We start from the raw sequence: 25177 nt of genomic DNA, 5'->3' as shown, positions 1-25177 counted from the left end.
TCGATTCGGTGGGCTGGTGATCGATGTTTCACCCTTGCGGACCAGCCGTCCCTTCAGGTACGCCTTTTCCGGGCGATTGATCTCGCTGCTCGGGATCGGACTGCTCGTCGTAGCCGTCCCCGCGCAGACGTACCAGCTCACCGGCTCGACCTTGCAGGTTGCCGGAGTGTCCACGGCGATGGCCATCGCCATGTTCTTCGGCAGCCTGTTCGGCGGCGTGCTCGCTGACCGTTACGATCGGCGACGCACCATCCAGTTGGCCCGCAGTGCTGCGGGTCTCGGCTTTGTCATTCTCGGGTGCAATGCGCTCTTGCCACACCCGTCGATGTGGGTCATCTACGTCGCGGCAGCTGTCGACGGCTTGGCCGGCGGTGTCAGCAGCTCGGCCTTGATGGCTTTGATGCCGACGTTGTTGCCGCGCAACAAGATGGCTGCGGCCGGCGCTTTGGTAGCGCTGACCACCGACATCGGGACGATGATCTCGCCGGCAATCGCCGGCGTGATCATCGCCTCCGGCGGCATTCCCGCGACATACTTTGTTGCTGCGGTGGCCACCGCAGCAACTGTCACGTTGTTCCAAGCCATCGGCCCTTCTCCTGCACCGGGCACGAATCACGAAAGCCCGATGCGCGCGCTGGTGACCGGCGTGAAATTCGCCGGCACGCACACAGTCATTCGCGGCATCCTGATCAGCGGTCTGTTGGTCATGTTCGTCAGCGGGCCGATGGTGTTGCTGCCTGCCTTCGTCGACCAGGTCCTCGGCGGCGGACCCACCATGCTCGGTCTGCTCTACGGCGCCCCCGCTGTCGGCGCTGTGGTCGGTTCCCTCACCAGCGGTTGGACCGGACGAGTCCACCGCAACGGCGCCGCGATGTTGATCTCTGTTGCGCTGATGCCTCTCGGCCTGGTGGTACTGGGTGCGTCGGGAGCAGCGATTGTCGCGTTCCTGGGCCTGGCCGGATTCGGCCTCGGCCGCGCACTCAACGACATTCTGAGATTTGCAGTCCTTCAACAGAACACGCCGGACGAATTGCGCGGACGCGTGTCCAGTCTGTGGATGGTGCAAGCCGTCACGGGTACGGCGATCGGTTCGATGGCAGCCGGGTTCCTCGGGCAGTGGCTCGAGCCTGGCGCCGCGCTACTGGTCTTGGGGCTCGCCGGTGTGACACTGGGCCTGGTTCTCCTGGCAGCATTGGGTTCGGTGCGCCGGGTAACTTCGGAGATCAACGAAGTCGATCTCTCCGAAAACACTGTGCCGGTGGGGAATGCTCCGCCGGAAAAGGAAGGTAGTTCATGAACCGAGGAGACCACCTCGCGACCATCGCCGAAGTTCTGGCGGGGACCACCGGCGCAAAAGTGCCGTACCCCATCGGTATTCGCGAACTCGAAGTTGTTCGCAGCGAAATGGTCGGGACCGGACTGTTGCGTCTGACCTTGGGTGGACCGGAGTTGGCGGGCTTCGAATCGCACGCTCCCGACGAGCATGTTCGCCTGGTCTACCCGGATGCAGACGGAACTTTACGTCTACCCGAACGCGACGGATTCAGCCTGAAGTGGCCTCGTCCATTGCCGATCTCGCGTGAGTACACCGTCCGTCGATACGACGCCGAGGCGGGGGAGCTGGACCTCGACTTCGCGCTCCACGAAGGTGGGTACGCCTCTGATTGGGCTCAGGCGGCGACCGTCGGCACTCGGGTGCACGTGGCAGGTCCGCCCGGTGGCGTCGTGGTTCCGTGGACGTACGACCGCTATCTGCTGGCCGGTGACATCACCGCCCTTCCTGCCATTGCTCGTTGGCTCGAGATGATGCCCGCTGCTGCCGCCGGGTGGGTGTTCGTCGAGATCACCGACCCTTCACAGGAAATCGAACTCACTGTTCCGGAAGGCGTCGAGGTGCGATGGCTGCACCGCGGTGACGTCCCAGCCGGTCACTCGGATCTGCTCGAGCAGGCAGTACGGACGGTCACCGTGCCCGAAGGTGAGCGTGTCTACGCCTGGATCTCCGGTGAGGCCACCAGTCTCAAGCCGATTCGCAGATTCGTGCGCGACGAACTCGGCCTGAGTTCGGGCGACCACCTGATCACGGGCTACTGGAAGCGCGGAGTCGCAGACTTCGACGAGGACGACGACCACTGAACATCGGTTGATGCCGGTTTCGGCATCGTCACCGCGACAACGAGTCCGACAATCGCAACGATTGCCGCCACTCCGAAAGCTGTGGCGAATGCCGAGTGCTGGGGAAGGCCGCCGGATGAAGTCGCGCTCGCGATGATCCCGGCGGCAATTTGGGTTCCCACAGCAGAACCCAGCGATCTGGCGATCGTGACTATTGCCGTCGTGACACCTACGCGGTCTGCCGGTGCGCTGTCGGCGGAGATGACGAACACTGCCGTCGACGCGGCGGCAACGCCGGTACCCGCAAGGATCAGCACCACAACGATCTGCCACATCGTTGTTGCAAAGACGCCGACGGCGCCGCTCAGGCCGAGGAAGGCAACTCCCGCTACCGCAATGGCTTTCGTGCCGACCCGTTGTGCGAGCTTTCCGGAGATCACCGACGCGATGACCGCTGCGCCGTAGCCGACGCACAGCAGGAAGCCGATGGCGCTGGTCGACGCACCGCGGCCGAATCCGCTCTCTGCCGGCACGGCGAGTTGTTGCGGAAGTAGATAGACAACAGCGCCGTAGGTGAACCCGAAAACCACGCCGACGACCACGGCGCTCCACATCGAACGATGCCGCATCATCGTCAGGTCGACCATCGGCTCGGTTGTCCGGCTCTGATACCTGGCCCAGATCGCGAACACGGCAGCGGAAGCGAGAAGCAGCAGCATCGACGTCGGTGCGCCCCACCCGTTGCTCGATGCGCTCGCCAGCCACGCCGTCAGCGTCAACAATCCCAGAGCCAATCCGCCCGCTCCCGGCCAATCGAGTCGGCCGCCGACGTTCGACATGTGATCTCGTGGTGTGCTCACGGCAAAAGCAATTGCGCCGAGCAAAACGAACGCGGTCGGAACTGCATACATCGCGGTGCGTGAGACGTTTTCCGCGACGGGCCCGGACAATACGACTCCCAGAGCGCCGCCGGCCACTACAACAGCCCCGAGCAAACCCGTGGCCGTCTTCAGTCGGTCCGAGGATAAAGTGCGTCGTAGGACCACGAAGCTCACGGGAAGCAACCCGAGCCCGAATCCCTGGAGAAATTGGCCGAGGACGAACAGCGGGAAGATCGTTGCGAGAGCGGACACGCTGCCGCCCAGGACAACGATTGTCGTGATCGCGAGCAAGGTGGGGCGGGCGCCGTACACGTCGGCTATTCGCCCGGCCATCGGCGTGACGAGGACAGTGCTCAACGTCAGAGCGACGGATGCGAGCGCTCCGACGTCGGCCGTCACTCCGAAGTCTCTCTGTATCAGGGGGAGTGCGGGGACGATGATGCTTTCGAGCGCGGCCACGGCAGCGATCAGCAGGGTCAGGCTTGCGATAGTTGCTACCGGTCGCGGCTGATTGCCGGAGACGCTCTCTGTGGTCATCGTGCTCTCTTTCGATCGGGGAGTGAGGAGCTTATGGACGCGACGAAACGCCGCCCCTCCAAGAGCCCGGAAGGGTTGTGGCACTGGATATATCGGGCTGTGAAGTAGACCGTCTCTTTATTTCGTTACGCGTACCGTTATTGTGGAGAAATGTAATCGGATTCAGCGCACAAAGCAAGAGTCGGATGGGGTGGAAATGGTGTCATGTATCGCCAGATCGCAACGGGCAGACTTTTGCTGCCACCGTCGGTTGGTGTCAGGTGATGTGACGATGGGGCTCATTTCTCGATGAGCATGACGCTGGTCACCAAAATGCTTCTCCGAGCAGGGAGTTCATCTACCGGACACATCCAAGGTCCCCGTTTGAATGCCGGGTTTGTTAGCTTTCTGCCTGTGACGCGACGTCACGGAAAGTTCACGAATCATGGAGGATCATCATGGGTTCTATTTCAACGATCATCGGAATCTTCGAGCTCTACAAGCTTCTCGAGCCGCTGCTGAGCTCGCTGAGCTGATTCAGGTGTGATTTCGCTGTCGAGCCGGGGCGCCGAGGGACTCGGCTCGACAGCGGATCTCGAGGATCCGGCGCGATCAGGACCCGTGGAACGGATGTCGGCACCGGCAGAATTCCATCGCTCCGGTGTAGTGGTCCATCACCAGGATTTCTGCACACCGAGCGGGCTGCGGAGCGAACCTGAGGCAGCGCTCGATCCACCCACGCTCCAGCGAAGGGGCGGGGTGCGCGCAGTTCCCGCATCGGCCGGGACGTTCGGCGACACGTACGGAACCGTGGTGCTCCGGGGGCATGCCAAACATCTTGGTGGTGCGATGTTTCCAGGGCAATGGTTCGGCTCGAGCGGAAGCTATGTCACGAAAGCCCGGCGGCGATATCCGAGGACCGAACCCGTTGAGCTGCGCTACCTGGATCCCTGATAATCCGATTGCCCAGACTGAGTTTTTTGGTGCAAGTTGCGGCTACTGCGCTGACGCCCAGAAATTCTCGGACTATCTGGGCAACGATCATGTGGTGGTAACCGCGAACAGAATCCGATCCGGCTCGCGTTGCATACGGGTGATCGCGACGCGGCCCCCGATCCAAGCACCAAGTGCACCAATCGCAACAGCGACAGGGATGGCGAAATAGTTCACCGGGTTCGGTAGCAGCGCCCCGAGTAGAACGCCGGGCGCCGTTGTCGCGGCGAAGATGACGATGGCGAGGATGATCAGTCCGAAGGACGAGCCGTTGAAGGACCCGCGGGTGTTGAAGGAGAACGTCTTCTTCATCTCCGGAACCGGGTAGGGCGCTTTGGCGGATATCGCCACTACCAATCCTGCACCGACTCCCATCATCGAAATGCCGACGGCGAGCGGCACGGCCAGTCGGTCGGTCCCGAGGTCCCCGAAGATCCGTACAGCAGCTGTTGCGACGACCACGAAGGGTGTCATCACGATTGCCCACGCGATTTGTCGGCCCCGGACGTCAGCGGCAGCGGCTTCGGGGATCATCACCAGATGCCAGATCGATGCGCCGTCGAATCCGTACAGATTCGATCCGGCTGCCATTGCCAGGTAGATCAGGAACCAGGCACCCCATGCGGCGGAGAAGGGGATCGATGACGAGATCAGCGGTCCGAAGCCGGAGACCAAGGTCATGATGGCAACGGAGAGCAGTTGTGTTCGTCGGCGCATGTCTCCGTGCCAGAGCGAAAGCTCGCGAGAGATGACGGTGCCCAGTCGGGATGCGCGCCAACCGGTTCGAATGTCGCGGCCCTGGTTCTTCAATTGCACGGAAGTGGCGCCCGCTGATTCTGCGACCTTCCCGTTGAAGTAGCGAACGACCAGGCGTTGCCATGACCACAGCAGTGCGAGATCGACCAGCACCAGGGCGAGGACTGCTCCGGCGGCGAGGAGCCAGGCGCCTCCTGCTGCTGCGTCGACACTGGTGATTCCCCACGCGAACGGGATCGAATGCGCGACCGTGAGCGGCCACGTGACGTCGCCGTCCACGACCGTGCCGAGGCGACTCTGCAGCGGAAATTGCAGCAGATACAGTCCGCCGAAGAACGTGCCGAATGCCAACAGTCCCAGTTCGCGGCTGCGACGACTCCGCAGGAGCTGCGACATCGCCAGCATCGCGACCCGTGAGGTGCCGACAATGAGCAGGACCGTTGCGGGCCAAGCGATAATGGCCAATGGCAGTGCGGCAGGGTGGTGTGTAGCGGCATAAATTGGAATCGCTGCTGCAGCCAACGCGGTAATCGGCACGGTCATACCGACCAGCGACGTCGAGAACAGTGCTCTGGCGAGTCGGACGGGTTCCAGGGGGAGTAGTTGGAAATGTCTGGGGTGAAGATTGTCATCTGACAGACCAGACATGATCGGCATCAAGATCCACATCACGGCGATAGCCGAAAGTGCGAGACTGGTTGTGCCGCTGACGAGATCGGGAGAAACACCGTTCTTTCCCGAAGCTCGTAGGCACAGTAGCGCTGCCCCCAGAACCCCGAACAACGCTGCAATGACCTTGATTACAGCTCTTCCACCGGTGAACTGACGTTTGTAGAGGGTCATGCGCATGCGGAGAACAGTGCGCCACACAGAGACCGACGGGTTCCAGCGTGTCGGTGAAAAGCTGGTGGTGGTCATGCGCGCATCCATGACAGTCCGTCGGGATTGGGACTGCGGCTACCGACAAGGCGAACGAATGCCTCGTCGAGAGTGTTGCCTGCGCGCACCTCGTCGACCGTTCCTGAAGCCACGACGCGACCGTCTGCGATGACTCCGATGTGAGTACACAGTTGTTCGACAAGGGCCATCACGTGACTGGAAAGAATGACCGAGCCACCTGAGTGGACGAACGAGAGCAGAATGCTCCGAATTCCGGCCGAAGAAATGGGGTCGACAGCTTCGAACGGCTCATCCAGTACCAGTAAGCGAGGGCCGTGCAGCAAGGCCGAGGCCAACCCGATTTTCTTCGTCATGCCCGCTGAATAATCGGCGATGACCGTTCCACCTGCATCGGCGAGATCGAGCGCGGCCAACAGTTCGTCGCGTCGTGACGCGATGACGTCCTCTGGCATACCGCGCAGGCGTCCGAAATAGGTGAGTAGTTCATGGCCGGTGAACTGGGCGGGTAGCGCCAGACCGTCGGGTAGGACGCCGAGCAGACTCTTCGCTGCGACAGGGTCGTTCCACACGTCGTAGCCGTACACCAGGCTGCGACCGTAGTGCGGGCGAAGCAATCCGACAGCCATCGACAGTGTGGTCGTTTTTCCCGCACCATTCGGCCCAACCAGACCGAACAACGAACCTGAGGGCACCGCAAGGGAAAGGTCGTTCACAGCAACTTTCGCGCCGAACGCCATGCAGAGGTGTTCCACTTGCAAAGCCATCGGTCCGGGAGGTAGCTGTCCTGTCTCGGGGAGAGGGTGCATCGATCGAGGGTAACTGTCCGGAGCCATGTGCGCGGAGACGGAGCGGAGCGATGCAGGCTGCGTGCACCGAATGTCATTCCTAGGTGAGGGTTGCGACATGAGTCGCTGGTTCGCAAGGGGAGCGGATGGCAGGAGTCGAACCTGCGTGGACGGTTTTGCAGACCGCTGCCTTGCCGCTCGGCCACACCCGCATTGATCCAATTATGTTCGTAGTGAACAACAGTCGCCACCATTGTGATCAGGGTGAGTTGATCGCCGTGTGACGGATCGCAGGGACTGCGGGGGAAGTGCCGGGTCAGGCGCGGGAGAACACCGCGACCAGGAATTCGGAATCCTCCTTGAACGGGCGAAGATCCCACGTGGAGAGCAGCAGATCAGCCTCGAGGCCACTCGCGGTCGCGTCGGCGAGAAACTCGGGGAACTCGTAGCCACGGCCGGCACCGAATCCGATGACTACTCGGCCGCTCGGAGCGAGATGACGAGCAAATCCTGACAATACTGCTTGCCTGGTGGACGGCGCGAGAAACGCCACCACATTGCCTGCCGACACGATGACGTCGAAATCCGCCTCGACACCGCGGGCCGGCAGATCGAGTTCGGCGAGATCGCCGACAAGCCACGTCGGTCCGGGGTGGTCTTCTTCTGCGGCAGCGATGAGAACCGGGTCGACATCGACTCCGACAACCACATGCCCGACGTCGTGCAGATAACCGCCGAGTCGGCCAGGCCCGCACCCTGCATCGAGAACCCGGCCACCGCGTCCGAGCATCGCGTCGATCAAACGTGCTTCCCCGACAATGTCCTTGCCGTCCGCTCTCATGGAACGGAAACGCTCGACATATCGTGTGGAATGCGTCGAGTCGGCTGCAGTGATCTCTTCCCACTGGCTGGGGATGCGCTCGTTCGGGGCGTGTGCAGTCATCTTTCGAGGGTACCGACAGCTCACCGGGTGCCGACGACCGTCCCGTCTGCGGCATATCCGACGAGGGTTGGACGAGGGGACGTGAGCGACAGGGGAATCCATCCGTAGAAGCGGTCTTCGGCAAGAATTGTCGGATAGATCTGGCCGTCTGCGGTGTGAAGTTCGGCTCGGACAGCACCTCCTGCTCCTGCGTCGTAGGTCGCCTCGTGCGGACCGGCCTCGTACCCGGCGCCGCCCCCGAATGAATCTGCGCCGTACAAGTCAATTGATCTGCAGCCGTGTCCGAGGCCGATGAATTTCGACGGACCAACCTTGTCGATGTCGGCTGACGCCTCGAAAACCGGGGCGACGCACCTCCAGCCATTAGCGCCGTGGGCGACAAAGACGCTGAACAAGGTTCCGTCAGGTCCGGGAATGGACCCGACCCGCTCGGCGGTGGACGGATCTATTCCGCCGTTGGTTCCCGGCATCGTCTGCCAACCCGAGTACATGTCGGTGAACGCTTTCGGCATCATCCCCGTGGCAGCGGCGCAGCCCACCACCACTGCTGCGCAGATCGCCGCGACGAGAACGATGGCACCGACGCGACGGCGTGGAGCTTTGGTTGCCCCAATGTTGTTTTCGGTAGCCATGATTCGGGTGCGTGCGGCATCTTGGACGTTCTCGGGCCAGAGTTCGGCGGAAACCGTATCGCTCGGCCGCAGCTTCTCGAGCGTGGTGAGCGGATCTTTGGTCATGGGGTACTCCCGTGTTCGGCGGCAGCGCAAGGTCGGGCGGTGTTCATCGGGATTACGGTGTCGGATTCTGAAGTCAACCCGGCGCGCAATCGACGCCGAGCGCGAAAGAGACGAACATGCATGGCCGGAACCGAACACCCAGCGACCCGCGCGGCTTCGGTGGCGGTCAACCCGTCCCAGGCAGTCAGGAGCAGGGCTTCACGTTCGGTGACGGTGAGTGTTGCCAGTGCTTCGAGCAGTTCCGTGCGTTCGGTGACAGTGACGTCGGCGCCCGGCGTCGATGCCGCAATCTGCTCGATGCGTCCCATCTTCTCGGTGAGCGCGTCAAGGCGCCGAACGCTGCGACGGTTGTTGTTCACGGTGTTACGAGCCACCACCAACAGCCACGGCAGTGCATGCTCGGGCACTTCGTCCAAGCGTCGCCAGGCAACGAGGAACGTCTCGGAGACAACCTCCTGCGCGCTGTGATGATCAACGTGGCGACAGGTATACGCGAACACCCGACCGGCGTAGGCGTCCCACAGGGCGGTGAACCGCTCTTCGCCGCTCGGCGGCGGTTGTTCCTCGGATTTCGGGGTCATATGAAGAGATGTCCGGCTGGTTGCTGATCCTTACAGCCTCTGAGCTAATGGACGGTTTGGCGTGTTACTCCGGCCGAGAACTCCCACTGTCAGAAGCAACAGAGCGAGGATGTACAGCGTCATGATCCAGATGCCCGCAGCGGCGGGCTGCCACTTGTTCGCCTGGCCGAGCAGGATGAGGGCGTCAGAGGTGAGGAACAGCGCGCCGCCGATACCGGTGATCGAGTTGTACGTCAGTGCGGTTGATGCGGTTCCCACCAGGATTGCGGCGTACACGGGGACGGCAATTCGAAGTTCAGGTTCGAGACCGGTCCAGGTGTACGACACAAGAGCGATCCCAGCGACGGTGTAAGCGCACAGAAACCATGGCCGCCTTCGTATCTCCCGAAGCGCGCCGTGTGAGAGAAAGAATCGGATGAAGCAGAGGTGACCGATCGCGAAGGCTGCCATCCCGATGACAAACGTGGTCTCCCAGATCAGGAACAAATCTCCGAAAGCACAGGCAATCAGTGCAGCAGCAACAATTCGAGGTCCGCGTCGGGCGACAACCCAGGCAGCCAGAATCGGAGCGAGCATGACCTTGGTGATCCCGTCCCAGGGCGCAGCATCAGCGGCATTGAGGATCAGATGGACAATCGCTACCGCTGAAAACCCCACGAACCATGGCGACCGGATGGTGCTCGGCAGTCCGGCGTCGCAATCAGATTCACGCATCGGCTCAGTGTAGGAAGTCCGCTGCACGCTCGGCGAGGTCGAGCGCCGGCTGGGGGAGTATGCCGAGGATGAGCGTGACACCGGCGCCGAGGCCGATCACACTGCTGGTCAGTGCACTCGGCACCACGACGGTCGGAGCGTCTGCGGCCGATTCGGTGAAGAACATCAACACGATCACTCGCACGTAGAAGTACGCGGCGATCGCGCTGCACAGGACGCCGACGATCACGAGAGGTGCGGCCCCGCCCTCGGCTGCCGCGCTGAACACCGCGAACTTTCCGATGAACCCACTGGTCAACGGGATTCCGGCGAAAGCCAACAGGAACAGTGCAAACACAACTCCGACCAGCGGTGAGCGCCGGCCCAATCCGGCCCAGCGCGAGAGCGTCGCGACCTCACCGTCTGCGTCCCGAACCAGACTCACGACGGCGAACGCGCCCACGGTGCTGAATCCGTAGGCCAGTAGGTAGAACATCGCCGAGGCCAGGCCGGCGTCCGAATCCGCAACCACAGCAGTCAGAATGAATCCGGTGTGCGCGATGGCCGAATACGCGAGCATCCGCTTCATATCGGTTTGCGTCACAGCGACGATCGATCCGACAACCATCGTGAGAATCGCGACCGCCCACATCAGTGGACGCCAGTTCACGTACTCGTTGGGCAGAGCCACATAGAAGACACGAAGGATGGCACCGAATGCGGCGATCTTGGTCGCAGTAGCCATGAAACTGGTGATCGGCGTCGGCGCCCCTTGATAGACGTCGGGAATCCACGAATGGAACGGCACGGCACCGACTTTGAACAGTAATCCCACGGCCACGAGTGCTGTCCCGAGCCACAGGAAGGCGTCGGTACCCGACCCGCTGCGTGCTGCGTCGGCGATACCGGAGAGCGTGACCGTCCCGGCATAGCCGTACAGCAACGCGATTCCGAAAACGAAGAACGCCGACGAAAATGCCCCGAGCAGAAAGTACTTGAGCGCAGCTTCCTGGGAGAGCAGGCGACGTCGGCGTGCCAGACCACACAGGAGATACAGAGGCAGTGAGAACACTTCGAGCGCAACGAACATCGTCAGCAGATCGTTGGACGCGGGAAAAAGGAGCATGCCGCCGACAGCGAAGAGGGTGAGCGGAAAGACCTCGGTCTGGGCGAGACCCACCTTCACTGCTTCTTGTTCCGCAACACTTCCGGGGACGCTCGACGCTTGAGGGGTGAAACCGCCGAGCGCGTCGTGTTGCGCGATCACCTCGGCGGTGTTGCCCGAGCCTCGCTCGGCGATCAGCAGTACTGCGGGGATCGACACGAGAAGGATCGTGGCCTGCAGGAAAAGGGTCGGACCGTCGACCGCTACAGAACCCATCATCGCCGTAGACCGCGTGCCGGCGAGCAGAAGCACTGCCACGAATGCGGCCGCCAAGCCTGCGACACCGAGGACGAGTTGCACGGGGTATCGAAAACGCCGGGGTGCAAATGCCTCGATGAGTACGCCCACAACCGCAACACCGAACACGATCAACATTGGCGAGAGCAAGCTGTATTCGACACTGGGTGACGCCGTGCCGGCTGAGCCGAGGATGGTCACGTCGTTGAAGGAACTCATTTGTGGGCACCTCCTTCGTGGTCGGCGACGAGCGGGGTCGGAATCTCGTCGACGACCGTATGGCTCACTGCAGGAGTGATGACGTCCAAGGCAGGCTTGGGGTAGATGCCGAGAAGCAACAGGAGTGCGATCAGAGGGGCGACCACCACGAGTTCGCGTCGAGCGAGGTCGCGGATCGTTCCCTGCCCTTCCTTCACAGGTCCGCCCATCATGCGCTGGTAGAGCCAGAGTATGTAGATCGCGGACAGGACAAGCGCGGCAGTCGCCGCGATAGCGGCCACGTGGTATCGCGAGTACGTCCCGATCAGCACCAGGAACTCACTGATGAACGGCGCGAGACCCGGCAGCGACAGCGTTGCCAGCCCCGCAACGAGGAATGTGCCGGCAAGTACGGGTGCAACTTTCTGGACGCCGCCGTACGCCGCGATCGATCGAGTACCTCGCTGCGAGACGAGGAATCCCGCAATCAAGAACAGAGCCGCAGTGGAGACTCCGTGATTGACCATGTACAGCGCGGAACCCGCCTGGCTCTGGCTGGTCATCGCGAAGATTCCGAGAATGATGAAGCCGAAGTGCGAAATCGACGTGTAGGCGATCAGTCTCATGACGTCTGTTTGCGCGATCGCCAGTATTGCGCCGTAGACGATCCCGATAACGGCGAGCGTGATGATCCACGGTGCAAAGGTCGACGACGACTCCGGGAACAGTTGCAGGCAGTAGCGAATCATCGCGAACGTGCCCACCTTGTCCACGACCGCCATCATCAACACTGCTGTCGACGGAGTCGATTCCACCGCGGAGTCCGGCAACCAACTGTGCAGCGGCCAGAGCGGTGCTTTCACCGCGAACGCGAACATGAATCCGAGGAACAAGGCGTTGAGCACCCCGGGTCCCACACCGAGTTCACCGCTGTTTGCCGCTGAGGCGATCGCCCGGAAGTCGAAAGTGCCGCTGGCGAAGGGACTCTCGTCGCGCGTGGTGACCACGTACAGGCCGATGACCGCAGCGAGCATGACCAGGCCGCCGAGGAGATTGTAGAGCAGAAACTTCACGGCTGCGCGAGATCTGCCCACTCCGCCGAACCCGCCGATGAGGAAATACATCGGTATCAGCATGGCCTCGAAGAAAATGTAGAACAAGAGAATGTCCAAGGCGCTGAACGAAATCATCACCATGGACTCGACAACAAGGATCAGCGCGAAATAGGTGTGCGGCATTCTCTTGGGTGATGCTGGGTCTGCCGGGACGTCGTTCCAGCCCGCGATCAGTAGTAATGGCACCAGCACTGCGGTGAGAAGAACCAGAACGAGTGCGATCCCGTCGAGTCCGAGTGCGTAGCTGGTGCCGAAAGCCGGTATCCAGCTGTGGCTTTCGACAAACTGAAATTGTTCGCCGCCGCGGTCGAACGCAACTCCGAGAACGGCGGCGACCACCAGGACTGCCACGGACACAGCCAATGCGAGATACTTCGCAAATTGGTACGACCGTGCCGGCAGAGCGAGGACAACACCCGCTCCGATGAGCGGAAGCAACCAGAGCACCGTCAGCGCGGGGAAGCCGGTATTGGTCACAGAGTCGCCCACCGCCGCTTCGATCACCACAGTGTCACCGCCATCATTGTCGCGACCACGAGTGTTGCTCCGACAAACATCACCAGCGCGTACGAGCGAACAAACCCGGTCTGTAGCTTCCGCGTGAGCGCGGACAGCCCGGTGACGACCACCGCAAAGCTGCCCACGACGCCGCCTATTCCCTTGGTGTCGAACACTTCCAACGACTTGGTGAGTTGTTGTCCGGGCTTCATGAACACCGTCTCGTTGAAGGCGTCACCGTACAGATCGCGGCGAGCCGCACCGGTCAACGGTGAAACCGGAGTCGGTGCCACAAGTGGAATCTCCCGGGTGGCGTACTCGCGATACGCAATCGCGACGCCGGCGGCAACTGCGAGCAGCGCCAGCGCGGTGATCGACCATGCGGGTATCGGCGGTTCGACGTGATGTGAGCCGACAACCGGTTCGAGCCAGTTCTGCAAGCTGGACCCGATGGTCAGGAGCATCCCGGCGCCGACGGACCCCACCGCCAGGATGATCATCGGAGACGTCATCACTGCCGGAGATTCGTGAGGTTTCTGGTTCTCCCAGCGGGCCTTCCCGAAGAAGGTCATCAGCATCACGCGGCTCATGTAGAAGGCAGTGAGGGCCGCACCCAACAGGGTGACGATGCCCAGCACAACACCCTTGACGCCACCCTCGCCGATCGCAACCTCGATGATCTTGTCCTTGGAGAAGAACCCGGCAAACGGCGGAACACCGATGATGGCAAGGTATCCGAGCCCGAACGTGACAAAAGTCAGTGGCATGAACGCTCGAAGTCCGCCGTAGCGCCGCATGTCGGTTTCGTCGTTCATCGCGTGCATCACCGAACCCGCGCCGAGGAACAGGCCCGCCTTGAAGAATCCGTGGGTGATCAGATGAAGGATTGCGAAGGCGTATCCAGCTGGTCCGAGGCCCGCCGCCAGGACCATGTATCCGATCTGACTCATGGTCGACGCGGCGAGCGCTTTCTTGATGTCGTCCTTCGCGCAGCCGATGATCGCACCGAACAGCAGCGTCACGGCACCGACGATGACAACCACGAGTTGAGCGTCGGGTGCGAGATCGAAGATCGGATTGGCGCGCACGATCAGATAGACGCCGGCCGTGACCATCGTGGCCGCGTGAATCAGAGCCGAGACGGGGGTGGGGCCCTCCATCGCGTCGCCGAGCCACGACTGCAGTGGCACCTGCGCGGACTTCGCGCATGCAGCGAGGAGGAGCATCAGGCCGATCGCCGTCAGGACACCTTCGCTTGCACCAGACGCGTCGGCGAAGACGCTGCTGAACGAGAGCGAGCCGAACGTGCTGAACATCAACATCATCGCGATCATCAATCCGATGTCGCCCACCCGATTGACGACAAAAGCCTTCTTGGCAGCGGTCGCCGCCGACGGCTTGTGCTGCCAGAAACCGATCAGCAGGTACGACGCCAAACCGACGCCTTCCCAGCCGACGTAGAGCCCGAGGAAGTTGTCGGCGAGCACGAGGAGCAGCATCGCAGCGAGGAAGAGATTGAGGTAGGCGAAGAACTTACGACGCTCGGGGTCGTGCGCCATGTAGCCGACCGAGTAGATGTGGATCAGCGAACCTACACCGGTGATGAGCAGGACGAAACACATCGACAGTTGATCAAGCTGCAGTCCGAACTCGACCTGAAGACTGTCGACCGGGACCCAACTGAACAGGTGCTCGGTGACGGTGCGGTCGGCGGTGTCGCGGCCGAGCATGGCGATGAAAAACACCACTGCGACGACAAACGACGCGAGTGCCATGACGCTGGCGAACAGGTGGCCCCACGCGTTCGTGCGACGACCCGCCAGCAACAGGACAGCGGCGCCGCACAGGGGCAGGGCGGGGAGCAACCAGATGGCGGACGTGATTCCTCCTGACATGTCAGTACTTCAGCAGGTCTGCGTCGTCGACGGACACAGAACGCCGAGATCGGAAGATGATCATGATGATTGCCAAGCCGACGACTACTTCGGCCGCAGCTACCACCATCGTGAAGAAGGCGAAGATCTGGCCGTCCAGATTGCCGTGCATGCGCGCGAAGGTCACGAATGCCAGGTTCGCGGCGTTGAGCATCAATTCGATACACATGAACACCACGATGGCGTTGCGTCGCAGGAGGACTCCCGCAGCCCCGATGGTGAACAACAGGACCGACAGATACAGGTAATTCTCGGGATTCATCGCGCAGACTCCTCACCGGTACTCGGATCCGGGGAACGCGGAGTGAGTGCGCTGCTGACGGAGAGCGTCGAGAACGTTCCGTCGGGCAACAGTGCCGGCATGTCCACTGCGTTGTGACGTGCGTACACGCCGGGACTGGGGAGGGGAGTGGCCGAGCCCTTGTCGGGATCACTCTCATCGCTGCCCAGGTACGCGAATCGTTGCTGCGAGAGTTCGCGTTGGCTGAGTGTGGCTCCGATCTTCTCCCGATGCGCGAGCATCATTGCACCAAGTGTCGCCGTGATCAGCAGTGCGCCAGTCAGTTCGAAGGCCCAGACGTAGCGGATGAAGATGAGATCGGCGAGAGCGTCGATGTTGCCCTGGTCGAGTCCGGTGAATCCGGTGAAGCCCGAGATCGACGCATTTCCGAGTCCGCCGATGAGGAGCAGTCCGAATCCGACACCGATCACGATCGCGCTGACGCGTTGTCCCCGTAGCGTTTCGACCAAGGAGTCCGAAGAATCCACGCCGACCAGCATCAGGACGAACAGGAACAACATCATCACTGCGCCGGTATAGACGACGACCTGGACGACACCCAGGAACAGTGCGCCCTGCACGATGTAGAAGACGGCCAGGATGATCATCGTCATTGCAAGGAAGAGCGCAGAGTAGACGGCCTTGGGGGCGGCGACCACGCCCAAAGCGCTGATCACCGCAAGGGTTCCGAGGATCCAGAACTGCACCGCCTCGCCGGTGGAGGTCGATGTCATCGTTCCCTCCGCCAGGATCGTGGTCGTGACCGACGCGATCATTTCTCGGTCTCCGGGTTCGGCTCTTGCTCGGGTGCTGGCTGTTCGGGAGCTGCTGTGATGTCGCCGCGGTAGTAGTCGTCCTGAGTTGTGCCGGGACGCAGCGCGTGTGGTGGCGCTGCCATGTCGGGTTTCAGGGGCGCGAGAAGGCGGTCCTTCTCGTAGATCAATCCGGCTCGGTTGTCGTCGGTCATCTCGTACTCGTTGGTCATGGTGAGAGCCCGAGTGGGGCAAGCCTCGACGCAGAGGCCACAGCCGATGCACCGCAGGTAGTTGATCTGATACACCCGCCCGTAACGCTCGCCGGGGGAGAACCGTTCTTCTTCGGTGTTGTCAGCACCCTCGACATAGATCGCGTCGGCGGGGCAGGCCCAGGCACACAGTTCGCAACCGATGCACTTCTCGAGTCCGTCCGCATACCGGTTGAGTTGATGGCGACCGTGGTATCCGGGCGCGGTGGGGCGCTTCTCCTCCGGATAGAACTCGGTCTCGGGCTTCTTGAACATTGTCGAGAGCGTCACTCCGAAACCCGCGATAGGTCCGAGGAAATCAGGCATGGGAGTCCTCCGATGTGTCGGAAACATCTGTCCGCCGCGGCGGTGGCACCTTCTGACCCGGTAGTTTTCGGGTCGGCAGCGTTTGACCAGGTAGGGGTGGAACCGGGAAGCCGCCCGACATCGCATCGAAAGGCCGGGTCCCCGAATCGGGCACCAACGCGGCGGTTCGGCGTCGGCTGCGGTAAGTCCCGGCCAACACGATCAGGAGCGCAGCTCCGAGAACCAGTGCGACGCAAAGAAGTACGACCCAGGTGTTGTAACCCTCGTTGCGGAACGCACGAACGGTCGCGATCACCATCACCCACACCAAGGCAGCGGGGATGAGAATCTTCCATCCGAGATTCATGAACTGGTCGTAGCGCAATCGAGGAAGCGTGCTGCGCAACCAGATGAAGACGAAGAGGAAGCCCCACACCTTGGCGACAAACCACAGCACCGGCCACCAACCGGAATTGGCGCCGTCCCACAGGTTGAACGGGAACGGTGCGTGCCACCCGCCCAGGAACAGTGTCGTGGCCAGAGCGGACACCGTCACCATGTTCACGTACTCGGCCAGCATGAACATCGCGAACTTGAGTGAGGAGTACTCGGTGTGGAACCCACCCACCAGTTCACCCTCGGCCTCGGGAAGGTCGAAGGGAGCCCTGTTGGTTTCGCCGACCATGGCTGTCACGTAGATCAGGAAGGACGGCAGGAGGAGAAAGACGTACCAGGCACCTTGTTGGGCGCTGACGATGCCGGACGTGGACATCGTGCCGGCGTAGAGGAAGACTGCGGCGAAGGACAGCCCCATTGCTACCTCGTAGGAGATGACCTGCGCGGTCGATCGAAGTGCGCCCAGTAGTGGATACGTCGATCCGGACGACCAGCCGGCAAGCACGATCCCGTACACACCGATTGAAGTCACGGCGAGGATGTAGAGAACTCCGACCGGAAGATCGGTCAGTTGCAGGGGTGAAAGGGTTCCGAAGATCGACACCTGCGGACCGAACGGGATGACGGCAAAGGCCATGAACGCGGGCACGACTGCGATGACGGGCGCGAGGAGATAAATCGGTTTGTCGGCGCCGGTCGGTGTGATGCCCTCCTTGAGGGCGAGCTTGATTCCGTCAGCGAGACTCTGGAGCATTCCACGGGGGCCGACGCGGTTCGGTCCGACACGCATCTGCATGCGTGCCATGACCTTTCGTTCCGCGTAAATTGCCACCAGCGGTGTGAGTACGAGGAACACGAAAATGGCGAGAGCCTTGCCGATCACCAACCACCACGGGTCGTGCCCGAACGCCGACAGGTCGACCGGAGCTGACACGGTCCCGTACTCGTGGGTGGTCATTGCGCTCCCGCCTTCGCAATCTTCACCACGGAACCCGCGGTAACGCAGAGCGTTTCGTAGATCGTGCTACCCGGTGAATTGAGCGGGAGCCAGACTGTTCGAGGCGGGAGTTCGGTGATCTCCAACGGTAATGTGATGGAACCGGATTCAGTCGACACCGCAACGTGATCGCCGTTGTCGGCGCCGATCTCGGCAGCGGTCTCGGCAGACAAACGTACGAGTGGGAGCCGTGCCGTACCCGCCAGGTTGGGCTCGCCGTCTTGCAATCGGCCGTTGTCGAGCAGCATTCGCCAACTCGACAACACTGCCTCGCCCAGTGCCGGTGTGGGCATGGTGCCTGACGGGACCTGAGGCGAGGTGGGGCGCGATCCGTACCAATCGCCGAGGCGATGTATCTCCGAGCGTGCGGAATCTGCGTCGGGTAGGCCCAGATCGATGCCCATCTCGGCTGCGATCGCGTGGAGAACGCGCTGATCCGGCATCACTCCTGTCGTTCTCAACGCAGTGTCGAACACGCGCTCGCGGCCTTCCCAATCGAGGAAGGTTCCGGGCTTCTCGGCGACCGGTGCCACCGGGAAGACGACGTCGGCGAGTTCGGTGACTCCGCTGTGACGGATCTCCAAACTCACCACGAAACCTGCTGCTTCGATCGCGGCCCTTGCCTTCGCCGGGTTCGGGAGATCACTCAATTCGACGCCGCCGACAAGAAGGGCAGCAGTCGTCTGCCCCGGACCCAGCAGACTCGCGGCGTCGCGCCCGTCGGATGCCGGGATGGAGGCCCCCCACACTGATTCCACCTCCCGACGTGCTGCCGGGTCCGCAACGGGGCGTCCGCCGGGAAGCAATCCCGGTAGTGCGCCGGCCTCGACGGCGCCGCGATCACCAGCGCGGCGTGGGACCCAAGCCAAACAAGCTCCTGTCGCTTCGGCGAGACGTACCGCCGCGGCGAAGCCGCCCGCCACCTCACTGAGTCGTTCGCCCAACAGGATCACTGCACCGGGCTGCCGGAGGAGCTGGCCCTCCTCGCTGCTGGGGTGAGACAACGAATCCATCAGAGCTGCTTCACTTCCGGGTACGGTCCGAAGCAAAGAGCCGCCCATCTTCTGCAGGCCGCGCGTAGCGAATGGCGCGCTGGAGAGCACCGTCGTCTTGCCGAAACGTGCGGCCTTGCGTAGCCGCAGGAAGATGATCGGTGACTCCTCCTCGGGCTCGAGAGCTACCAGCAATGCGGCCGGGGCCGACTCGAGGTCCTGGTACGTCACCGACTCTTCGAGTGTGCGGCCGGCGACGTGTGCTGAGAGGAAACCTGCCTCTTCGGCAGAATGAGCACGGATTCGGAAGTCGATGTTGTTGGTAGCGAGAGCAACTCGCGCGAACTTGCCGTAGGCGTAGGCGTCCTCCAAGGTAGAGCGTCCGCCGACGAGTACGCCTGCGTCACCGCGGGCCTGCGCGAAGGATCGCGCAACGAGGTCGAGTGCCATGGGCCACGACGCCGGAATCAATTCGCCGTCAGCGTTGCGGATCAGGGGAGTGGTGATCCGATCACCTTGGGTCGTGTACGTGAATGCGAAACGGCCCTTGTCGCAGTTCCATTCCTCGTTGACTTCGGGGTCGTCCCCGGCGAGACGGCGGAGAACCTTTCCGCGACGGTGGTCCGTGCGCTGAGCACATCCGTCGGCGCAGTGTTCACACACGCTGGGGCTGGACACCAGATCGAACGGTCGCGCCCGGAATCGGTATGCCGTACTGGTAAGCGCGCCGACCGGGCACACCTGGATGGTGTTGCCCGAGAAGTAGGACTCGAAGGGCTCGTTGGCGTAGATCCCGACCTGTTGAAGCGCGCCGCGCTCGAGGAGATCGATGAACGGGTCGCCGGCGATCTGGCCCGAAAACCGTGTGCATCTGGCGCAGAGGACGCAACGCTCGCGGTCGAGCAGGATTTCGGACGAGAGTGGGATGGGCTTGGGGTAGGTCCTTTTCTCCTCACCGAACCGGGATTCGGTGCGACCGGTCGACATCGCCTGGTTTTGAAGCGGACACTCGCCGCCCTTGTCACACACGGGGCAGTCCAGAGGGTGGTTGATGAGCAGGAGTTCCATTACCCCGCGCTGCGCCTTCTCCGCCACCGGTGACGTGAGCTGTGTGGTGACGACCATTCCGTCCGCAACCGGTGTCGTGCAGGACGCCACCGGCTTGCGTTGACCTTCGACCTCCACGATGCACTGTCGGCACGCCCCGACCGGGTCCAGAAGAGGATGATCGCAGAACCGCGGAATCTGTGTGCCGATCATCTCTGCAGCGCGAATGATCAACGTGCCCTTGGGTACCTGGAGTTCCCGGCCGTCGATGGTGAGGGCGACTAGATCAGTGGGCGGTGCCGTGTCGGTCTTGGTGGCGTCGTTCTTGGTAGCGTCGGCTGCAGTCATGAGACGAACGCTCCTGTCGCGAGAACGGATCGGCGAGGATCGAACGGGCATCCGTTGCTGTCGAAATGCGCTACGTATTCCTCGCGGAAGTACTTCAGGGAGGACATGATCGGGCTGGTCGCTCCGTCGCCCAACGCGCAGAAGGATTTTCCGAGGATGGTGTCCGAGATGTCGAGAAGTTTGGTGAGATCAGCTTCAGTACCTGTTCCGCCTTCGAGCCGACGCAGGATCTGCACCAGCCAGTACGTGCCTTCGCGGCACGGCGTGCATTTACCGCAAGATTCGTGGGCATAGAACTCGGTCCACCGCAGCACCGCACGCACGATGCAGGTTGTGTCGTCGAATATCTGCAGTGCTTTGGTGCCGAGCATCGATCCCGCCGCGCCGACGCCCTCGTAGTCGAGTGGGACATCGAGATGTTCGTCGGTGAAGATCGGAGTCGAGGATCCGCCGGGAGTCCAGAACTTGAGGGTGTGCCCGGTGCGAACGCCGCCCGCGTAGTCGAGAAGTTCTCGCAACGTGATGCCGAGCGGCGCCTCGTACTGGCCGGGAGTGGTGACATGACCAGAGAGCGAGTACAACGTGAACCCCGGCGACTTCTCGCTTCCCATCGACCGGAACCACTCCGGGCCGCCCAGGACGATCGACGGCACACTCGCGATGGACTCGACGTTGTTGACGACGGTCGGGCAGGCGTAGAGGCCGGCGACGGCGGGGAATGGCGGCCGCAGTCGAGGCTGACCGCGTCGTCCCTCCAACGAATCGAGGAGGGCTGTCTCCTCACCACAGATGTACGCGCCTGCTCCGGCGTGCACGACGAGATCCAAGTCGAATCCCGAACCGAGGATGTTGCGGCCCAGGTATCCGGCCGCGTAGGCCTCGGCCACGGCGGTCTGCAGACGTCGCAGGACCGGGACCACCTCGCCCCGGACGTAGATGAACGCTTTGGCCGCTCGAATTGCATACGCCGCGATGATGACTCCCTCGACCAACGTGTGTGGGGTCGCCATCATCAACGGCATGTCCTTGCATGTGCCCGGTTCGGACTCATCGGCATTGACGACGAGATAGTGAGGCTTGCCGTCTCCTGGCTTGTCTTCGGTGCTCTGTGGGATGAAACTCCACTTGAGGCCCGTCGGGAAACCGGCGCCACCGCGCCCACGAAGGCCCGCGTCCTTGACCGTTTCGATCACGGCGTCGGGGGACATGGCTAGCGCTTTGCGTAGGGCTTGGTAGCCGTCGTGACGAAGGTAGCTGTCGAGAGTCCACGAGTTCGGTTGATCCCAGTAGCGACTCAGGACGGGGGCGAGTGTCATGTCACTTCCCTTCGTCGGGAGCGTCGGCTGCTGAGGCCGAGCCGGGTGGGTTGTCGTCGTGAGATCGGCTGATACGCAGTCCGGCAAGAGTTGCCCCGCCGATTGTTTGTGCTTCGGCTGCTTCGATTCGCGTATCCGGGAAACCGGCCAAGGTGCGTGCGGTCTGTCGGAACGAACACAGTGTGGCACCGCGACTGGGTGTCACGCGCTCTCCGGCGCGGAGCGCATCGACGAGTGAGCGCGCCGATTCCGGAGTCTGGTTGTCGAAGAACTCCCAGTTGATCATCATGACGGGGGCATAGTCGCACGCCGCATTGCACTCGATGTGTTCGAGGGTGATCTTGCCGTCGGACGTCGAGATGGAGTGTCCGCCTTCGTCTCTGGAGCCTGCTGACCCGAGATGCTCTTCGAGTGCTGCGAGGATGTCGTCTCCGCCCATGATCGCGCACAGCGTGTTGGTGCAGACTCCGACCAGATACTCACCCGTCGGACCACGGCGATACATCGAGTAGAAGGTGGAAACGGCGGCAACCTCGGCGCCGGTCAAACCCAGCTTGGCACTGCAGAAATCGATCCCGGCCGGGGTGATGTACCCGTCCTCGGACTGCACGAGATGAAGGAGCGGCAGGAGGGCTGATCGACTGGTGGTCGCCGCGGCGTCAGGCTCACGGTAACGAGCGATGACGGTTTCGGCATCGGCGTCGAGTCGGGCGAGTACGTCAGGCGGATAACTCGATCGTGCGCCAGGGCGTACCAGTTGCGTGGGCTCGTCCGGGCGCGGCCCGAGTTCGATGAACACCCGTGACGAGCCGTTCGGGCCGGTCATCGGTCCACTCCGCCCATGACGGGATCGATACTGGCAACCGAGGCGATCACGTCGGACACCATGCCTCCCTCGCACATCGCCGCTACCGCTTGAAGGTTGGTGAATGACGGATCCCGGAAATGGACGCGGTACGGCCGGGTTCCCCCGTCGCTGACCATGTGCACACCCAACTCGCCACGCGGGGACTCGACGGCGACGTACACCTGGCCGGGCGGCACGCGGATTCCTTCGGTGACCAGTTTGAAATGGTGAATCAGACCCTCCATGGACGACTCCATGATCTTGGCGATGTGCTTCTGCGAATTGCCGAGGCCATCCGGTCCGACAGCGAGATCGGCAGGCCAGGCGATCTTCTTGTCGTCCACCATGACCGGCCCCGGTTGCAGTTTGTCGAGGCACTGCTCGACGATCTTGAGGGACTCCTTCATCTCCTCGACACGGATGACGTACCTTCCGTAGCAATCGGATCCGTCGTGCGTCACGACGTCGAACTCGTAGTTCTCGTAGCCGCAGTAGGGCTGCGCTCGACGCTGATCGTGGGGGAGACCCGTGGCGCGTAGGACCGGCCCCGTCACGCCGAGCGCCATGCAGCCGGTGAGATCGAGATATCCGATTCCCTGGGTGCGGGCTTTCCAGATGGAGTTGTCGCTGAGCATCAGTTCGACGTCACGCAACCGTTTCGGTAGGACCTTCAACAGTTCTCGTACCTTCGCGACCGACCCGTCGGGTAGATCCTGAGCGAGACCACCAGGCCTGATGTAGGCGTGATTCATCCGCAGTCCGGTGATCGTCTCGAACACGTCCAGAATCAATTCGCGTTCGCGGAATCCGAACAGCATCGCCGTCACGGCGCCCAGTTCCATTCCACCGGTTGCCAGGGCGACAAGGTGCGACGAGATTCGATTGAGCTCCATCATCATCACGCGAATGACGGTGGCTCGCTCGGGAATGTCGTCGGTGATGCCGAGAAGTTTTTCGACTCCGAGGCAGTACGCGGTTTCGTTGAAGAACGGTGACAGGTAGTCCATTCGAGTAACGAAAGTGACGCCCTGCGTCCAGTTCCGGTATTCGAGATTCTTTTCGATTCCGGTGTGCAGGTAGCCGATTCCACACCGAGCTTCCACGACTGTCTCACCCTCGATTTCGAGAATGAGGCGCAAGACGCCGTGAGTGGACGGATGCTGCGGGCCCATGTTGACCACGATCCGTTCGGCCTCGCCGGTTCGCTGGCGAGCGGCCGCGGTGACGATGTCGTCCCAGTCCTGACCCGATGCTGTGACGACGGTTTCCGTCGTGGCACCGGAGTTGCTTCCTGTCGTCTCGTTCATCAGTTGTACGACCTACGCTCGTCGGGTGGAGGAGTCTGGGCGCCCTTGTACTCGACCGGGATACCGCCGAGCGGATAGTCCTTGCGCTGTGGGTGGCCCTTCCAGTCGTCGGGCATCTCGATACGGGTCAGGGCCGGGTGACCGTCGAAGACGATCCCGAAGAAGTCGTAGGTCTCACGCTCGTGCCAATCGTTGGTGGGGTATATCCCGACGATGGACGGAATATGTGGATCGGAGTCCGGCACGGACACTTCCAGTCTGATCCGGCGGTTGTGCGTGATCGAAGCAAATGGATATACGGCGTGGAGCTCGCGACCGGTGTCCTGCGGATAGTGGACTCCATCGACACCCAGGCAAAGTTCGAAGCGCAGTTCCGATTCGTCGCGCAGTCTGCGCGCGACCTGCGGGAGGTGAGACCGTTCGACATGCAGCGTCATCTCGTCTCGAAAGATCACTACCCGCTCGATTGCATCGGTGAAAGTGCTGCCCCCGCTGCGCAATGCGGCATCCAAGGAGTCCGCAACTTCGTCGAAGTATCCACCGAACGGTCGAGAGGCCTTGTCCTCTACTGAGATCGGCGGGGCGAGCCGGCTGTAGCCCGAGGTGTCACCACTGCCGCGGACCCCGAACATCCCCCTCGATCCGTTGTTGCCCGCGGTCATCGCAGAAGCCCCTTCATGTCGATGGTGGGGGTGGATGCCAGTGCGGCGCGCTCGGCTGCCGCGCGTGCCTCTTCGCGGTTCACGCCGAGGGGCATCTCCTGGATCTTTCGGTGCAGTTCGATGATCGCGTTCAGGAGCATCTCCGGCCGCGGCGGACAGCCGGGCAAGTAGATGTCGACCGGCACGATGTGGTCGACGCCCTGTACCACTGCGTAGTTGTTGAACATTCCGCCGGACGACGCACACACACCCATGGCCAGAACCCATTTCGGCTCGGCCATCTGGTCGTAGACCTGACGAAGTACCGGCCCCATCTTTTGACTGACCCGCCCGGCCACGATCAGAAGGTCTGCCTGTCGCGGCGACGCGCGGAATGCCTCCATGCCGAACCGCGCCAGGTCGAAGCGACCTGACGTGGTTGCCATCATCTCGATCGCGCAGCACGCGAGCCCGAAGGTGGCAGGCCACAGTGATCCTTTGCGGGCATACCCTGCCAGGCCCTCGACAGTGGTCAGTAGAAATCCGCTGGGGAGCTTTTCTTCGAGACCCATATCCGACTCTTTTCAGTCGTAACAGCTGCGGTGTGACCGGTTTTGTCTGACGTATGTGTGCTGTACCTGTGTCCGCTG

23 protein-coding genes and 1 tRNA gene are annotated in these 25177 nt (G+C 62.2%); 3 read left to right on the top strand and 21 right to left on the bottom strand.

Annotated features, from left to right (window positions below):
- The first annotated feature begins 16 nt into the window (after nucleotides 1-16).
- The gene (entS, locus tag QM609_RS22745) at nucleotides 17-1297 is read left to right on the top strand and encodes an enterobactin transporter EntS (RefSeq protein WP_256718088.1); all 1281 of its coding nucleotides are present in this window, start codon (nucleotides 17-19) and stop codon (nucleotides 1295-1297) included.
- Nucleotides 1294-2136 carry a siderophore-interacting protein gene (locus tag QM609_RS22740; protein WP_050655777.1) on the top strand — a complete coding sequence of 281 codons (843 nt, stop codon included), beginning with the start codon at nucleotides 1294-1296 and terminating at the stop codon, nucleotides 2134-2136. Before entS ends, QM609_RS22740 begins: the two co-directional genes overlap by 4 nt.
- On the opposite strand, the gene QM609_RS22735 is transcribed toward QM609_RS22740, so the two are convergent.
- Nucleotides 2088-3533 carry an MFS transporter gene (locus QM609_RS22735; protein WP_050655778.1) on the bottom strand — a complete coding sequence of 482 codons (1446 nt, stop codon included), beginning with the start codon at nucleotides 3531-3533 and terminating at the stop codon, nucleotides 2088-2090. The genes QM609_RS22740 and QM609_RS22735 overlap by 49 nt on opposite strands.
- 522 nt (nucleotides 3534-4055) lie before the next feature.
- Here QM609_RS22735 and QM609_RS22730 point away from each other — a divergent pair.
- Nucleotides 4056-4466, top strand: a complete 411-nt coding sequence (locus QM609_RS22730) for a hypothetical protein (RefSeq protein WP_050655779.1) — start codon at nucleotides 4056-4058, stop codon at nucleotides 4464-4466.
- Nucleotides 4467-4553: 87 nt separating this feature from the next.
- On the opposite strand, the gene QM609_RS22725 is transcribed toward QM609_RS22730, so the two are convergent.
- The 20 genes from QM609_RS22725 to QM609_RS22630 form a co-directional block, all read right to left on the bottom strand.
- Entirely contained in the window at nucleotides 4554-6179 is a 1626-nt protein-coding gene (locus QM609_RS22725) for a hypothetical protein (protein ID WP_050655806.1), read from the bottom strand.
- The gene (locus tag QM609_RS22720) at nucleotides 6176-6967 is read right to left on the bottom strand and encodes an ABC transporter ATP-binding protein (RefSeq protein WP_019748159.1); all 792 of its coding nucleotides are present in this window, start codon (nucleotides 6965-6967) and stop codon (nucleotides 6176-6178) included. Before QM609_RS22720 ends, QM609_RS22725 begins: the two co-directional genes overlap by 4 nt.
- A gap of 120 nt (nucleotides 6968-7087) precedes the next feature.
- A tRNA-Cys gene (locus QM609_RS22715) sits at nucleotides 7088-7158 on the bottom strand.
- A 104-nt stretch (nucleotides 7159-7262) separates the two neighbouring features.
- Complete coding sequence (locus QM609_RS22710) at nucleotides 7263-7889, bottom strand: class I SAM-dependent methyltransferase (protein ID WP_003942244.1); 627 nt, start codon at nucleotides 7887-7889, stop codon at nucleotides 7263-7265.
- Between the two features lie 20 nt (nucleotides 7890-7909).
- Entirely contained in the window at nucleotides 7910-8626 is a 717-nt protein-coding gene (locus tag QM609_RS22705; protein ID WP_050655780.1) for a hypothetical protein, read from the bottom strand.
- Entirely contained in the window at nucleotides 8623-9207 is a 585-nt protein-coding gene (locus QM609_RS22700; RefSeq protein ID WP_050655781.1) for an RNA polymerase sigma factor, read from the bottom strand. The genes QM609_RS22705 and QM609_RS22700 overlap by 4 nt, the downstream gene beginning before the upstream one ends.
- A 30-nt stretch (nucleotides 9208-9237) precedes the next feature.
- Nucleotides 9238-9921, bottom strand: coding sequence for a lysoplasmalogenase (locus QM609_RS22695; RefSeq protein WP_050655807.1), 684 nt, complete (start codon nucleotides 9919-9921; stop codon nucleotides 9238-9240).
- Nucleotides 9922-9925: 4 nt separating this feature from the next.
- Nucleotides 9926-11521, bottom strand: coding sequence for an NADH-quinone oxidoreductase subunit NuoN (gene nuoN / locus QM609_RS22690; RefSeq protein ID WP_050655782.1), 1596 nt, complete (start codon nucleotides 11519-11521; stop codon nucleotides 9926-9928).
- Nucleotides 11518-13122, bottom strand: coding sequence for an NADH-quinone oxidoreductase subunit M (locus QM609_RS22685; protein ID WP_050655783.1), 1605 nt, complete (start codon nucleotides 13120-13122; stop codon nucleotides 11518-11520). The genes nuoN and QM609_RS22685 overlap by 4 nt, the downstream gene beginning before the upstream one ends.
- Complete coding sequence (nuoL, locus tag QM609_RS22680) at nucleotides 13116-15008, bottom strand: NADH-quinone oxidoreductase subunit L (RefSeq protein ID WP_050655784.1); 1893 nt, start codon at nucleotides 15006-15008, stop codon at nucleotides 13116-13118. Before nuoL ends, QM609_RS22685 begins: the two co-directional genes overlap by 7 nt.
- Before the next feature lies 1 nt (nucleotide 15009).
- Nucleotides 15010-15309 carry an NADH-quinone oxidoreductase subunit NuoK gene (gene nuoK / locus QM609_RS22675; RefSeq protein ID WP_003942238.1) on the bottom strand — a complete coding sequence of 100 codons (300 nt, stop codon included), beginning with the start codon at nucleotides 15307-15309 and terminating at the stop codon, nucleotides 15010-15012.
- A complete protein-coding gene (locus QM609_RS22670; protein ID WP_050655785.1) occupies nucleotides 15306-16103 on the bottom strand; it encodes an NADH-quinone oxidoreductase subunit J in 798 nt (265 codons plus the stop codon). The genes nuoK and QM609_RS22670 overlap by 4 nt, the downstream gene beginning before the upstream one ends.
- Nucleotides 16100-16657, bottom strand: coding sequence for an NADH-quinone oxidoreductase subunit NuoI (gene nuoI, locus QM609_RS22665; RefSeq protein ID WP_007735146.1), 558 nt, complete (start codon nucleotides 16655-16657; stop codon nucleotides 16100-16102). The genes QM609_RS22670 and nuoI overlap by 4 nt, the downstream gene beginning before the upstream one ends.
- On the bottom strand, nucleotides 16650-17990 hold the full coding sequence (gene nuoH / locus QM609_RS22660) for an NADH-quinone oxidoreductase subunit NuoH (protein WP_007735147.1): 1341 nt from the start codon (nucleotides 17988-17990) through the stop codon (nucleotides 16650-16652). The genes nuoI and nuoH overlap by 8 nt, the downstream gene beginning before the upstream one ends.
- A complete protein-coding gene (locus QM609_RS22655) occupies nucleotides 17987-20416 on the bottom strand; it encodes an NADH-quinone oxidoreductase subunit G (RefSeq protein WP_050655786.1) in 2430 nt (809 codons plus the stop codon). Before QM609_RS22655 ends, nuoH begins: the two co-directional genes overlap by 4 nt.
- Nucleotides 20413-21732: an NADH-quinone oxidoreductase subunit NuoF gene (nuoF, locus tag QM609_RS22650; RefSeq protein ID WP_050655787.1), complete on the bottom strand. Its 1320-nt coding sequence runs from the start codon at nucleotides 21730-21732 to the stop codon at nucleotides 20413-20415. Before nuoF ends, QM609_RS22655 begins: the two co-directional genes overlap by 4 nt.
- A 1-nt stretch (nucleotide 21733) precedes the next feature.
- Nucleotides 21734-22558 (bottom strand): NADH-quinone oxidoreductase subunit NuoE, encoded by an 825-nt coding sequence (nuoE, locus tag QM609_RS22645; RefSeq protein ID WP_047271447.1) that lies wholly within the window; start codon nucleotides 22556-22558, stop codon nucleotides 21734-21736.
- Nucleotides 22555-23886, bottom strand: coding sequence for an NADH dehydrogenase (quinone) subunit D (gene nuoD, locus QM609_RS22640; protein WP_007735150.1), 1332 nt, complete (start codon nucleotides 23884-23886; stop codon nucleotides 22555-22557). Before nuoD ends, nuoE begins: the two co-directional genes overlap by 4 nt.
- Nucleotides 23886-24548, bottom strand: a complete 663-nt coding sequence (locus tag QM609_RS22635; protein WP_007735151.1) for an NADH-quinone oxidoreductase subunit C — start codon at nucleotides 24546-24548, stop codon at nucleotides 23886-23888. Before QM609_RS22635 ends, nuoD begins: the two co-directional genes overlap by 1 nt.
- A complete protein-coding gene (locus tag QM609_RS22630; RefSeq protein WP_003942234.1) occupies nucleotides 24545-25099 on the bottom strand; it encodes a NuoB/complex I 20 kDa subunit family protein in 555 nt (184 codons plus the stop codon). The genes QM609_RS22635 and QM609_RS22630 overlap by 4 nt, the downstream gene beginning before the upstream one ends.
- Between the last annotated feature and the right edge of the window lie 78 nt (nucleotides 25100-25177).

Origin of the sequence: Rhodococcus sp. IEGM 1302 (genome assembly GCF_030056935.1) — a bacterium.
GTDB lineage: Bacteria > Actinomycetota > Actinomycetes > Mycobacteriales > Mycobacteriaceae > Rhodococcus_F > Rhodococcus_F qingshengii.
Note: the sequence above shows the minus strand (reverse complement) of the source record. Positions and strands in the feature narration are given on the sequence as shown.